The organism is Pigmentiphaga daeguensis, assembly GCF_039523035.1.
GTDB lineage: Bacteria > Pseudomonadota > Gammaproteobacteria > Burkholderiales > Burkholderiaceae_B > Pigmentiphaga > Pigmentiphaga daeguensis.
The window spans coordinates 1-12,436 of record NZ_BAAAEN010000028.1; the positions used below are offsets into that span (position 1 = coordinate 1).

16 protein-coding genes are annotated in these 12,436 nt (G+C 66.6%); 10 read left to right on the plus strand and 6 right to left on the minus strand.

Features of this window, described 5'->3' with window-relative positions; genetic code table 11:
• Window positions 1-120 precede the first annotated feature (120 nt).
• Entirely contained in the window at window positions 121-540 is a 420-nt protein-coding gene (locus ABD104_RS25355) for a GNAT family acetyltransferase (protein ID WP_087838239.1), read from the minus strand.
• Between the two features lie 125 nt (window positions 541-665).
• Between ABD104_RS25355 and ABD104_RS25360 the strand changes: the two genes are divergently transcribed.
• Window positions 666-989 (plus strand): hypothetical protein, encoded by a 324-nt coding sequence (locus ABD104_RS25360; RefSeq protein ID WP_087838238.1) that lies wholly within the window; start codon window positions 666-668, stop codon window positions 987-989.
• Window positions 990-1,057: 68 nt separating this feature from the next.
• Window positions 1,058-1,405, plus strand: coding sequence for a Rap1a/Tai family immunity protein (locus tag ABD104_RS25365; protein WP_087838237.1), 348 nt, complete (start codon window positions 1,058-1,060; stop codon window positions 1,403-1,405).
• Window positions 1,406-1,471: 66 nt separating this feature from the next.
• Here the strand turns inward: ABD104_RS25365 and ABD104_RS25370 are convergent, their stop codons facing one another.
• Complete coding sequence (locus ABD104_RS25370; RefSeq protein WP_087838236.1) at window positions 1,472-3,244, minus strand: alpha/beta hydrolase; 1,773 nt, start codon at window positions 3,242-3,244, stop codon at window positions 1,472-1,474.
• Window positions 3,245-3,426: 182 nt separating this feature from the next.
• On the opposite strand from ABD104_RS25370, the gene ABD104_RS25375 reads away from it, so the two are divergent.
• Genes ABD104_RS25375 through ogt form a run of 3 tightly spaced genes read left to right on the plus strand, consistent with a single transcriptional unit; the run spans window position 3,427 to window position 5,242 of the window.
• Window positions 3,427-4,302, plus strand: coding sequence for a pirin family protein (locus ABD104_RS25375; protein ID WP_087838248.1), 876 nt, complete (start codon window positions 3,427-3,429; stop codon window positions 4,300-4,302).
• 11 nt (window positions 4,303-4,313) lie between these two features.
• Window positions 4,314-4,691: a DUF488 domain-containing protein gene (locus ABD104_RS25380; protein ID WP_087838235.1), complete on the plus strand. Its 378-nt coding sequence runs from the start codon at window positions 4,314-4,316 to the stop codon at window positions 4,689-4,691.
• Window positions 4,688-5,242, plus strand: a complete 555-nt coding sequence (gene ogt, locus ABD104_RS25385; RefSeq protein ID WP_176400689.1) for a methylated-DNA--[protein]-cysteine S-methyltransferase — start codon at window positions 4,688-4,690, stop codon at window positions 5,240-5,242. Before ABD104_RS25380 ends, ogt begins: the two co-directional genes overlap by 4 nt.
• Window positions 5,243-5,276: 34 nt before the next feature.
• Here the strand turns inward: ogt and ABD104_RS25390 are convergent, their stop codons facing one another.
• A complete protein-coding gene (locus ABD104_RS25390) occupies window positions 5,277-5,816 on the minus strand; it encodes a DUF4142 domain-containing protein (RefSeq protein WP_087838234.1) in 540 nt (179 codons plus the stop codon).
• A 79-nt stretch (window positions 5,817-5,895) separates the two neighbouring features.
• Entirely contained in the window at window positions 5,896-6,141 is a 246-nt protein-coding gene (locus tag ABD104_RS25395) for a hypothetical protein (RefSeq protein WP_132980378.1), read from the minus strand.
• Window positions 6,142-6,246: 105 nt separating this feature from the next.
• Here ABD104_RS25395 and ABD104_RS25400 point away from each other — a divergent pair, with 105 nt between their 5' ends.
• From ABD104_RS25400 to ahpF, 3 genes are all read left to right on the plus strand, one after another.
• Window positions 6,247-6,942 (plus strand): glutathione S-transferase family protein, encoded by a 696-nt coding sequence (locus ABD104_RS25400; RefSeq protein WP_338618264.1) that lies wholly within the window; start codon window positions 6,247-6,249, stop codon window positions 6,940-6,942.
• Between the two features lie 243 nt (window positions 6,943-7,185).
• Window positions 7,186-7,749, plus strand: a complete 564-nt coding sequence (gene ahpC / locus ABD104_RS25405) for an alkyl hydroperoxide reductase subunit C (protein ID WP_087838231.1) — start codon at window positions 7,186-7,188, stop codon at window positions 7,747-7,749.
• A 155-nt stretch (window positions 7,750-7,904) separates the two neighbouring features.
• The gene (gene ahpF, locus ABD104_RS25410) at window positions 7,905-9,494 is read left to right on the plus strand and encodes an alkyl hydroperoxide reductase subunit F (RefSeq protein ID WP_087838230.1); all 1,590 of its coding nucleotides are present in this window, start codon (window positions 7,905-7,907) and stop codon (window positions 9,492-9,494) included.
• Window positions 9,495-9,549: 55 nt separating this feature from the next.
• On the opposite strand, the gene ABD104_RS25415 is transcribed toward ahpF, so the two are convergent.
• Both ABD104_RS25415 and ABD104_RS25420 read right to left on the minus strand, forming a co-directional pair.
• Window positions 9,550-10,089 (minus strand): AAA family ATPase, encoded by a 540-nt coding sequence (locus ABD104_RS25415; RefSeq protein WP_243724621.1) that lies wholly within the window; start codon window positions 10,087-10,089, stop codon window positions 9,550-9,552.
• Between the two features lie 43 nt (window positions 10,090-10,132).
• Window positions 10,133-10,813 carry a GntR family transcriptional regulator gene (locus tag ABD104_RS25420; protein ID WP_087838228.1) on the minus strand — a complete coding sequence of 227 codons (681 nt, stop codon included), beginning with the start codon at window positions 10,811-10,813 and terminating at the stop codon, window positions 10,133-10,135.
• Window positions 10,814-10,901: 88 nt separating this feature from the next.
• Here ABD104_RS25420 and ABD104_RS25425 point away from each other — a divergent pair, with 88 nt between their 5' ends.
• Window positions 10,902-11,351: a carboxymuconolactone decarboxylase family protein gene (locus ABD104_RS25425; RefSeq protein ID WP_087838227.1), complete on the plus strand. Its 450-nt coding sequence runs from the start codon at window positions 10,902-10,904 to the stop codon at window positions 11,349-11,351.
• A 66-nt stretch (window positions 11,352-11,417) separates the two neighbouring features.
• Entirely contained in the window at window positions 11,418-12,413 is a 996-nt protein-coding gene (locus ABD104_RS25430; protein WP_087838226.1) for a Bug family tripartite tricarboxylate transporter substrate binding protein, read from the plus strand.
• Window positions 12,414-12,436 lie beyond the last annotated feature (23 nt).

Genomic DNA, 12,436 nt, shown 5'->3' on the forward strand with positions numbered 1-12,436 from the left:
CGCGATGCTGCCTGCGATTAAAACGGCAGCATGATGTGCCCGGAGCGTTCCACTTAAAATCTCAAAATACTGTCCAAACAACCGGAGCCACCTCTGACCGCCGCGCCAGGCAACGCCGACTCAGATATCGGGGATCAGCCGCTTGCCCAGGCTCACCGCGTCGTCCTGCGCGTACCCCAGTGCCCGGTAGAAATCGATGACCTGGCCGTTGGCCGTGCGCACCAACAGGTTGATCTTCGGGCACCCGCGTTCGATCAGGAGCTGTTCCGCATGCGCCATCAAGCGACGGCCGTGGCCGCATCGCTGGTGGCCGGGATGCACCGCGAGGTAATACACCCAGCCGCGGTGTCCGTCGAAACCCACCATGGCCGACGCGATGGGCGCCCCGTCGGACTCCCCGACGAGGAACAACTCGGGCTGCGCGGTCAGCTTGCGCTCGATGTCCTTCCTGGGATCATTCCAGGGCCGCGTCAGCCCACAGGCCTGCCACAGGGCGATAATGGCCGCTTCGTCGGCGGGTCGGTACGAACGAATAAGCATGTTTTCCGGCACTTGCAAGAGTACGGTTGGTGGGCGGATGACTTTTATACTATGGCCATTGCCACGGCAGTCCGCGCTCGTGCCGGACCGTCCAGGATCGCGTACCCCCTCCATACAGGACCGCCATGCTGAGACTCGCCCTCCTCGCCGCCTGCGCGCTGGCCGCGCACAATGCCATGGCCTCGTGCATGCCGCGCACCGACGACGAATTGAAAGCCATGAGCGATGCCGACCTGAAGGCCGCCTATTGCGAGGCGCGTGCGCAGTCGGCGGGGCGTGCGGCTCCCGCGGTACCGTCCCTGCCCTCGTTGCCAGGCGGGCCGAACGCCGGACCGCGCACCGTCGCGCCCGCCGCCAATGCCTGCCTGACCGCCACCTTGCAGCTCGTGCGGGTCATGGAGGCGCGGAAGATCGATGTCGACCGGGCTCGGGCAAACTGCGCCAAATAGGACCATTCCCCCCTTTCCGACTCAACCGCGCCCGGCTTCGCGAAGCCTGCGCCCGACCGATGACTGCCATGAAAATCGCCGCCCCCCTGATATTGTTCGCCGCGCTGGCGATCCGGCCGGCCCATGCCGCCGAACCCTGGACAGGCGCGTTCTGGAACGAACAATGCGCCGCGGGCGCCAGTGGAGACGCCTCGCTGGGCTGTTCGGCATTCGTGATGGGCGCGATCGACGGCATGCGCGTCCAGTCCATGGCCACCAGGACGCCGCTGCCGTTCTGCGCGCCCGGCAATGTGTCCACCGGACGCACGGTCGAGCTCTTCCGGCAGCGGCTGGCCAGCCGGCCGCAGGATCACGGCCTGCCCGCCGTGGTGATATTGGTGAACGCGCTGGGCGACGCCTATCCCTGCAAGCAATAGGCACCGCGGGGACGAAAAAAAACGCCCGGCCTGAAGCCGGGCGGTGGAATGCCCCTGCCTGGCCGCCTAGAACCGCGCGCCTGAGTGGGCAATCGCGTCCAGGCTCTGCCGCAGGGCCTCGCGCGCCTGGGCGGCCGCGTCGGTCTCGCCGGCACTGGTCTTGGCCATGCGGGTGGCATCCGCCGTTCCCTCGTAGGGCAGCGGCGGCTCCGCGCAGGTGCTGCTGCGCCCCGGCACCACGCCGTTGGCGAAATAGGTGCCGATCGTCGCGTCGACGCAGGCATTGCTTTCCGGCACCACGCCATGCGAGTAGGCGCCGGTAACCAGGACCAGGTGCGCCTGCGGCAGTTGGTCGAAAGAACGCCGGGCGCCTTCTGTCGCGGTCTGGGCGTCGAACTCGCTTTGCAGCATCAGGATGGGAGCCGACGAGCCGGCGCGCGACAGCGGCGGCTTGGCGACCGAAGGCCCGCCCCAGGTCGCGCACAGGCTGCGCGTGACCGAGCCGCCCTCGTAGGGATAGCGGGCCGCCATCTCGTTGCCCAGCTTCACCCAGTATTGCGGATCGGTGCTCGTGGCCACCGTGTCGTTGCACACCACGGTGTTGAACACGGAGTTGAAGGTACTGAGCTCCACGGGCGAGGCCGTCGGTTCGTAGGCCAGAAGATACGGCTGCAGCATGGCCTGGGCCAGCCCCCGGACCTCGGCATCGTCGCCGAAGGAATCCGGCACGAACTCGTAATCCATCAATTTCGCGTCCAGCACCGTGAAGTTACGGATGTCGTCCGGGTTGTCGGTCAGGATCTGGTTCATGCCGCGTGCGGCAGCGATGAGCTGCGCGCCCTTGGCCACGCGATGGGTCTTGCTGAGGATCGCGTGCAGGCTTGCCTGCTGGCCGAACGCCACCCGCATGGGTTCGGGCAGGGTGCGATAGACGTTCGCGATCTCGGCTGCGTTGGTGCCTATCCCGAAGCGGTCGGGATGGCGGGCCGCGAAGGGCGCGATGAATTCGTCCAGCACCCGCTGCATGGCCATGGGCTGCATCACGACGTTGACGTCGATGTTGCCGGTGACGTCCATGGAACTGTCCAGCACCATGCGCCCGACCCGCTCGGGGAACAGCGACGCATACCAGGCACCCAGCCAGGTGCCGTAGGAAATGCCGACGTAGTTGAACTTGGCGTCGCCCAGCAGTTCGCGGATCAGGTCCATGTCGCGGACCGTGGCGTCGGTATTGATGTACTTGACCAGCGGATTGCGCAGGCAGGCATCGCCCAGCGCATTGGCATTGAACAGCATGGCCGCGACGTTGGCCTCGCTGCGGTCCGAACTATGATGCTCCGGCCTGAGCATGCCGCTCGTGCCGCAGTACATGCGGCTGCTGGCCCCTACGCCGCGCGGCGAAAAGCCGATCATGTCGTAGCGCTGGACGATCGTGCGAAGCTGTTGTCCCGTGGTCGTGGACGCGCTGGCGTTGCCCCACAGCGCGGCCAGGTTCAGCGACCAGCCCAGGCCGTCGCCGCCGGGGCCGCCCGGATTGACCAGGATGGCGCCCAGCCGCTGCGTGGGCTCGCCCGCCGCCACGCGGGACACGGCCACGACGGCATCGCCCTTCGTGGGATTCGAGTAGTCGAGCGGCACGCGTATGGTCGCGCAGCTCAAGCGGTCCCTCAGGGTGATATAGGCGGGGGATTCGCCACCCAGGGTTTCGGGATCGCAGGCCTGCCAGTTGACGACCTGGTCGCGGTACGGTTGCAAGGGATCGACCGGGGGCGGAACCGCCCCGTCGCCGCCGCAGGCACCCAGCGCGGCCAGCACTGCCGCCGCCAACCCGGCGGCCATGGCGCGTGCCCGCAAATTCGAGAATTCACAAAGTCGTCCCAATTCGATACCCCCGGTTGCTTATTTATCAATTTGTTTCATTTAACCCTATTATCGGGGGACGCCTTTTCAAGAGCAAGCGCGAGTGTTTTGCCCCCCTCGCCAACTTGGATCTATGCTGGATGGCTATGAAGGAGTCCATCATGCCCACCCCCCTCGCCGCTTCCGAAACGGTCGACCACCCCCGCGACGTCGAACGCATCGTGGCCGGGCGCGCCACGTCGGACGGCGCCGGCGTCAAGCTCACCCGGGTCATCGACCAGCACCTGCAACGCCGCCTGGATCCGTTCCTGATGCTGGACGCGTTCGGCACCGACAATCCCGAGGACTACATCGCGGGCTTCCCCGACCATCCGCACCGCGGCTTCGAGACCATCACCTACATGATCGCGGGCCGCATGCGCCACCGGGACAGCGCCGGGCACGAGGGCCTGCTGGAGAACGGCGGCGTGCAATGGATGACCGCGGGCCGGGGGGTGATCCACTCCGAGCTCCCGCAGCAGGAAGAAGGCGTGATGGAAGGTTTCCAGCTCTGGCTGAACCTGCCCGCGCGCGACAAGATGTCGACGCCCTGGTATCGCGATTTCCAGGCCGCGGACCTGCCCCGCGCCAGAACCGCCTCGGGCGTCGAGGCAACCGTCATCGCGGGCCGCAGCCACGGTGTCGAAGGCGCCGTGTCCCGTCCCGCCACCGACCCGTATTACCTTGACGTGCACCTGCCGGCAGACACGCAATTCCGGCAGCCCCTGCCTCCCGGCCACAATGCCTTCGTCTACGTGTATCGAGGCAGTGTCGCCATCGGCGCCACCCGGATCGAGTCCGGCCGCATGGCCATCCTGGCCAACACGCCCGAGGCCGACGGCGTCGTCCTGGCCGCGCATGGCGGACCGGCACGCGCGCTGTTGATCGCGGGACACCCGCTGCGCGAGCCCATCGCGCAGTACGGACCGTTCGTCATGAATGACCAGCAGGAAATCTTCCAGGCGCTGAGCGACTTTCGCGACGGCCGCCTGGCTTGAGAAACACCGAGATGAAACCCGACATCGAATTGCACCGGGTCTACGACCACGCGGACGTCGCGCCGGGCCGCTACCGTGTCCTGGTGGACCGGTTGTGGCCCCGCGGCGTCCGCCGCGAGGACCTGGTCTACGACGCCTGGCCCAAGGACCTCGCGCCCAGTCCCGAACTGCGCCGCTGGTTCGGCCATCGTCCCGACCGGTGGGCCGAGTTCCACCAGCGCTATGCGTCCGAGCTCGGCGGCGATGCGCAGCGGCAGGAATTGTCCGCGCTGCTGCGCGATGCCGGTGGCCGCCCGATCACCTTGCTGTACGGCGCGAAGGACCCGGACCACAACCATGCGCTCGTGCTGCGCGACGCGCTGCTGCGCGCGGCCCGCCATTCCTCATGACCATGCTGACGCTGTTCGTGGAGTACCGTCCCACTCCCGTGGGGCAGATGCTCATCCTGACCGATGGCGACGGCCGCCTGCGGGCGGTCGATTGGGAAGACTACCAGCCGCGCATGCATGAACTGCTCGGCCATCACTACGGCAAGCAGGGTTACGCGCTGCGCGACAGAGACACCCCCAGCGAGGCCAGCCGGCGCCTGGAGGCCTACATGGCGGGCGAATTGCCGGCCATCGACGACCTCGAGGTGGCCACCGCCGGAACGGACTTCCAGCGCGACGTCTGGCGCGAACTCCGGCGCATCCCGGTCGGACAAACCATCAGCTACTCCGAACTCGCCTGCCGCATCGGGCGGCCCAAGGCGGTACGTGCGGTGGGGCTGGCCAACGGCGCCAACCCGGTCAGCATCGTCGTCCCCTGCCACCGCGTCATCGGCGCCAACGCCAGCCTTACCGGTTACGGCGGCGGGTTGCACCGCAAGGTCTGGCTGCTGGAACACGAAGGGGTCCGGCTGGCGCCGCGCGAGAGCCGCCGCCAGCCGGGCCTGTTCTGACGCCCCTTTACCCGGGGCGCCGCCCGGACGATGTCTACCGTTTCATCTTGGCGTTGTCGTGCGTGGACTTGATCAGGCTTTGCAGTTCCTTGCCCTTGGCCAGATGCTGCTGAAGGTTGGGCAGCGTCTTGGCGGCGAACGCCTTCACATCCGCGTCCTCGGCGTCCTTGGCGGCCTTTTCGAACAGCTTGACCGCGTCCTCGTGCGCGTCCACCGCGATGTCGTCGGCGTACTCCTTGTCGAAGTCAGGGCCGCTCTTCTTCTGCAGGTCGCTCAGCGCCGAACGCACCTTGCGGGTAGGCTCGGCCGGCAGCTGCACGCCCTTGCTGGAAGCGAGCGTCTTCAGCTCGCCGTCCACCTTCGTGTGGTCGTCCACCATCATCTTGGCGAAACTCTTCACATCGGGGTGGGAGCCGTTGCGCTCGGCGATCTGGCTGGCGCCGATCTCCAGTTGTCCGCTTTCCGCGGCATCTTGTAGAAAGCGCGCGTCCTTGCGGGCAAGATCGGCGGCGGCGGCCGAGCCGGCGCCGAACGCCAGGGCAACGGCCAATACGGCGGTCTGCAATCGATGCATGGCAATTCTCCTGTGATGAAGACCCTGGTGGCTCAGCAATCCGCATACCCGGGCAGCCCGGCCATCGGATCGCGGTTCCCTATTTGGGCCCTTCCCGCTTCTCCAGAACGGCGGGGGTATCGTCCTGCGGCGCGCTCAGGCCGGGCCGGTCCTGCCGCGGGTCCGGCTGCGGCGATCCGTCGTAGCTGGTGGCCGGCTTGTGCTCGGCCCGCCTGGATGGCGGCGCGCCGTCCTCGGCACCGGTGCTTTCGGGCAGCGACGCGAGCTGCCCCACGCCCTGCTCGTTCGACGGGCGCAGTTTCTCGTCCTCTTTCTTCGATTCCATGATGTGCTCACTCGATGTGCGGTTGGCCGCTCCTGCCAGCAAGCCCCGTTCCTCGCACACGGCGGTATAGTTGTCGCTCCCCGCCTTCACCCGAGACCCGCACCCATGGCCAGACTCCTGTACGACCTTGCCGGCGCCAATCCCGACTTCCGCTTCAGCCCCTATTGCTGGCGCGCGCGGCTGGCGCTGGCGCACAAGGGCCTGGAGGTGGAAACCGTGCCGTGGCGCTTCACCGAAAAGGACAAGCTCGCGTTCTCGGGGCAGGGCCGCGTGCCGGTGCTGGTCGACGGCGACCGGGTCGTGCCCGACTCCTGGCAGATCGCGCTGTACCTTGAAACGACCTATCCCGATGCCCCGTCGCTGTTCGGCGGGCCGCAGGCCCAGGCCATCGCCAGGTTCGTCAACAGTTGGGCCGATTCCGTGCAACTGCCCGGGCTCACGCGGCTGGTGCTGGTCGACATCCCCGCCACGCTGCACGAAAACGACGTGCCCTACTTCCACAGCAGCCGCGAGCAGCGCATGGGCATGCCCGTGGCCGCCGTCTGCGCCGACCGCGACACCCGCGTCGAGGAATTCCGGGCCAGCCTGACACCGCTGCGGCTGGTGCTCAAGACCCAGCCCTTCCTGTGCGGCGAGGCTCCCGCCTATGCCGACCACATCGTCTTCGGCGGCTTCCAGTGGGCGCGCTGCGTCAGCGACTTTCCCGTTCTTGCGGAAGGCGACGTCGTCGCGCAATGGCTGGAACGCATGCTCGAGGCCGCCGGTCCGGCGGCACGCCGCATGCCTTCGCTGCGGTCCTGAGCCCGGCACGTCCAACTGCAACATCGCTTGTACACGGGCGGTTCGCCCTCATATCCTTTGCCATCCGGCGCGGCGCAGGACGGTGCCCGCGCCTTGCTCCGACACGTTCCTGAAGCATCCGTCGCCTACGATGATCGATAGCATTTTACGATCAACCATATTGAATCAATCAATTTGATCAATTATCCAGTGACGTATACCATTCATATACGTCTTTTCAACCCAGCAAGAGAGGAAACCGCAATGTCTCTAGTCAATACTCAGGTCAAGCCGTTCAAAGCGACCGCCTTCAAGGAAGGCAAGTTCATTGAAGTCACCGACCAGACCCTGAAGGGCAAGTGGGCCGTGGTGGTGTTCTATCCGGCCGACTTCACCTTCGTGTGCCCGACCGAGCTGGAAGACCTGGCCGACAACTACGCCGAATTCCAGAAGCTGGGCGTCGAGGTGTACTCGGTCTCGACCGACACCCATTTCTCGCACAAGGCCTGGCACGACACCTCGCCCGCCATCGGCAAGATCAAGTACGCGATGATCGGCGACCCCACCTGGGAAGTCACCCAGAACTTCGAAGTCCTGCGTGAAGGCCAGGGCCTGGCCGACCGCGGTACCTTCATCATCGACCCGCAAGGCGTGATCCAGGCCGTGGAAGTGACCGCCGAAGGCATCGGCCGCGACGCCAAGGAACTGCTGCGCAAGGTCAAGGCCGCCATCTACGTGGCCAACCACCCGGGCGAAGTCTGCCCCGCCAAGTGGAAGGAAGGCGAGAAGACGCTGGCTCCTTCGCTGGACCTGGTCGGCAAGATCTAAGTCCCGCCCGCCGTTCGATGGCGGCGCCGCGCCGCGGGGCCGCCATCCGGCACGGAACGTAGCAGTCAAGCAGTAGAAAGGCAGTACCGCCCGGCACGCCACAAGCGAGCCGGGCGCCATCCGAGAACACAAGATACGGAGCGAAGGGAGCGAATATGTTGGACGCCAATCTCAAGACCCAGTTGCAGGCCTACCTGGAAAAAATCACGCAGCCGATCGAGATCGTCGCGTCCCTCGACGACGGCGACAAGTCTCGCGAGCTCGCTGAACTCCTGAAGGAAATCGCCGGCCTGTCGGAACGCATCACGCTGATCGAGCGACGCGACGACGACGAGCGCAAGCCTTCCTTCACCATCAATCGCCCCGGCGAGGACATCGGCATCCGCTTTGCCGCCATTCCCCTGGGCCATGAATTCACGTCGCTGGTCCTGGCCCTGCTCCAGGTCGGCGGCCACCCGATCAAGCTCGATGCCGACGTGATCGAGCAGATCAAGAACCTGGACGGCGACTTCTCCTTCGAGACCTATGTGTCGCTGTCCTGCCAGAACTGCCCCGAGGTCGTCCAGGCCCTGAACGTGATGTCGCTGCTGAACCCGCGCATCCGCCAGGTCACGATCGACGGCGCGCTGTTCGAGGACGAAGTCGAGAAGCGCCAGGTCATGGCCGTGCCCACGGTCTACCTGAACGGCGAAGTGTTCGGCCAGGGCCGCATGAGCGTGGAGGAATTCCTTGCCAAGCTCGACAGCAACGCCGGCCAGCGCGACGCCGAGAAGCTCAGCGCGCGCGAGCCGTACGACGTGCTGATCGTCGGCGGCGGCCCCGCGGGCGCGGCTGCTGCCGTCTACGCGGCGCGCAAGGGCATCCGCACCGGCGTCGTGGCCGAGCGCTTCGGCGGCCAGGTCCTGGACACGCTGGCGATCGAGAACTTCATTTCCGTCAAGGAGACCGAAGGGCCCAAGTTCGCCACCGCGCTGGAAGAACACGTCAAGGCCTACGACGTCGAGATCATGAACGTGCAGCGCGCCGAGGCCCTGGTGCCGGGCGCCAAGATGATCGAGGTCAGGCTGGCCAACGGCGGCGTGCTCAAGGGCCGCACGGTCATCCTGTCCACCGGCGCGCGCTGGCGCGAGGTGAACGTGCCGGGCGAACGCGAGTACCGCAACCACGGCGTGGCGTACTGCCCGCACTGCGACGGCCCGCTGTTCAAGGGCAAGCGCGTCTCCGTGATCGGCGGCGGCAACTCGGGCGTGGAAGCGGCGATCGACCTGGCCGGCCTGGTCGAGCACGTGACCCTGCTGGAATTCGCCCCCGAGCTGCGTGCCGATGCCGTGCTGCAACGCAAGCTCAACAGCCTGTCCAACGTCACGGTCATCACCCAGGCGCAGACCACCGAGATCACCGGTGACGGCAAGAAGGTGAACGGCCTGACGTACAAGGACCGGCAATCGGGCGAAGAGCACCACATCGAACTCGAGGGTGTCTTCGTGCAGATCGGGCTGGTGCCCAATACCGAATGGCTCAAGGGCACCGTGGCGCTGAGCAAGCACGGGGAAATCGAGGTCGATGCCAGGGGCCAGACCTCGGTGCCCGGCGTGTTCGCCGCGGGCGACGTGACGACCGTGCCGTACAAGCAGATCATCATCGCCGCGGGCGAAGGCGCGAAGGCCGCGCTCAGCGCCTTCGATCACCTGATCCGCTCGTCGGTGGAAGCCGATGCGCCGGAAACGGCTGCAGTGCCCGCCTGATTCCGTTGCTGGGTTGGCGGTCCAAGGCCCGCGGGGTTCGCCCCGCGGGCCTTTCTTATTTGGTGGATGCCAAGGGCAAAGCCAGTGCCTTGACGATCGCGCGAGCCGCGTCCGCGGGAGCCAGCGTGCAGGTATCGATGGCTACTTGCGGCTCCGGCATGGCCCGCTCGGACGCTGCAAACTGCTCGCGCAACTCCCGCAGAAGATCGAGCGACCGCAGCTTCCCGAACTCGGCACGACTCGGCGCGACCAGACGTTTTTCCTGCTCGGCCGCGGGAACGCTCAATCGGACAAACCGTGTCCTGCCACCGGCGGCTTCCACGACGTCCCGCGCACGCAGGGCAAAGCCCTCGGCAACCGACGGCTCCGGCGCGAACGTAAAGACAAGGGAGCGCGCGGCCACCGCGGCCTCGTGCATCATGTCAAGCCACATGCGTTCCCGCAGCCTGACAAACTGTTCGGTACCGAAGGGGAACACGGACGCCACGGCATCGACAATCAGGTGATTGTGGAAGACGGAAAAACCGGTCAGGCGACCGAGCTCTCGTGCAACGGTCAACTTGCCGGATGCGACGGGTCCATAGATGAAAACCATTTCCATGCCAGGCATTATGGCATCGGCACAACCCCGCTCAAACCTAGGCGGCGGCATCGTCGCCGGATTCCCACTGTTCGAGCAGGATGGCGATATTGGCCGCCGTGCGGCCGATGTGCTGGGCCAGCAGTTCGCTGGCGCGCGCCTCGTCGCGGTCCAGGGTGGCGCGCAGGATGGCCTCGTGTTCGTCGGGAATGTCGCGGTCCAGCGGGCGCTCGCGCAGGAAGATGCGGCGGTAGCGGTCGGAGAACGCCAGCAGCTTCTCGCAGAACTGGGCCAGCACGGGCATCTGGCCGCCGCCGATCAGCATCAGGTGGAACTCGCGATGGCGGATCTCCCATTCGGCGAGCGCCCCGGGGTCGGAAGCGGCCCGCTTCTCGACCTGTTGCAGGCGGTGATGGGCCGCCAGCACCGCGACCTCCCAGTCCTCGCCGCCCTGCTGCATGGAAATCCGCAGCGCGTGCGGCTCCAGCATGGTGCGCAGTTCGGTGATCTCCTGGTGGTTGCGCACGGACACGGGCGCAGCCTGGTAGCCGCGCTGGTCCTGCGCGATGACCAGCCCCTCGGCCGCCAGCCGGGACAGCGCCTCGCGCAGCGGGCTGAGGCTGACGTTGAATTGTTGGCTGAGCTGGTTCAAGCGCAGTTGCTGTCCCGGCCGGAAGGTGCCGTTCAACAATTCGTCGCGCAGCGACTGGGTCAATTGGGAGGTCAGGGATGTGCTCATGGACCGGCGTCAGGCATAAAATCGATATTGACTATAAAATCGATTTAAATAAATATAAACGAAAATCGACAACCAGGAGAATTTTCCCATGCTTCCCAAACGCATCGATCGCGCCGCCGTCGACGCCCGTATCGGGTCCTACGCCGACACCGCACAAACGCTGGATGAGCGCGCCGCCATCTACCAGGAACTGATCGGCTTCGTCCCGCCCCGCATCGAGGCGCGCCTGGCCGTCACCGGCGCGCTCGATCCCAAGCTGGTGGACCTGCAGGAAAAAATGCGCGAGCACGCGATGTATCCCAAGTGCTTCGACGTGAAAACGGCGCAGCTGATGCTGTTCGGCATGCTGCTGATGGACCTGAGCGACGCCGCCGTCCTGCATGGCATCGCCGCGCGCCGCGCCGGCGCGACCTGGGAGGAAATGCAGGCCGTCGTCAGCCTGTGCTTCCTGTTCCGCGGGCTCTCGGCCGCCAACCGCGGCGCCGAACTGCTGGCCAACATCGCCGAACACGAAGCCAAAAAGGAATCCCAGGGCTGACCCCCTCGCCGGGTGCTGCGGCCCGGCTCGACTACAACGACCTAGAACGATCTCAGGAGACAAACCATGACTTCGCCCCTCCGTTCCGGGCGGCGGACCGGCATGCTCGCGCTGGCCCTCGCTTGCGCCTTCGCCGGCCATCCGCTGACCGCCGCCGCGCAGGACTACCCGTCCCGGCCGGTCCAGCTCATCGTCCCGTTCGCGCCCGGCGGCGCCATCGACCAGATGGCCCGCGCCATGGGCGCGGCGCTCAGCCGCGAACTCGGCCAGCCCATCGTGATCGAGAACAAGCCCGGCGCAGGCGGCAACATCGGCGCCGAGCAGGTTGCGCGGGCGGCCCCCACCGGCTATGTGCTGCTGGTCGGCACCTCGGCCACGCACGGCGTCAATCCCTCGCTCTACGCCAAGCTGCCCTATGACGCGGTCAAGGACTTCGTTCCCGTGGCCCACTGGGGCTCGGTGCCCAACGTGCTGGCGGTCAACGCCGCCTCCAGCATACGGTCGGTCGAGGACCTGGTCGCCCAGGCCAAACGCGAGCCAGGCAAGCTGACCTACGGTTCCGCCGGCAACGGCACCTCGCTGCACCTGGCGGGAGAACTGTTCAAGCAGGCCGCGAAGGTCGATCTCGTGCACGTCCCCTACCGGGGCGGCGCCCCGGCCTCGCTCGACCTGCTGGCCGGCAACATCACCATGATGTTCGACACGGTGGCGGTGTCGCTGCCCAACCTGCGCGCGGGCAAGACGCGCGCGCTGGCGGTGGCCGCGCCCGCGCGCCACTTCGCCCTGCCCGACGTGCCGACCTTCGCCGAGAAGGGCTACCCCTCGGTGGTGTCGGCCACCTGGGCCGGCGTGTTCGCGCCCGCGGGTACGCCCGCGGCCGTCGTGCAGAAGCTCGAGGACGCCAATCGCCGCGCGCTGGAAGATCCGGCGGTGGCCGAGGTCATGCGCAAGACCGGTGTCCAGGTGGAGTTCCGCGGCAGCCGCGACTTCGCCACCTACGTGGCGAGCGAGATCGCGCTGTGGGGCAACATCATCCGGAGCAACAACATCCGGGCGGACTGACGCTGGCGCATGCAGGCCCCACA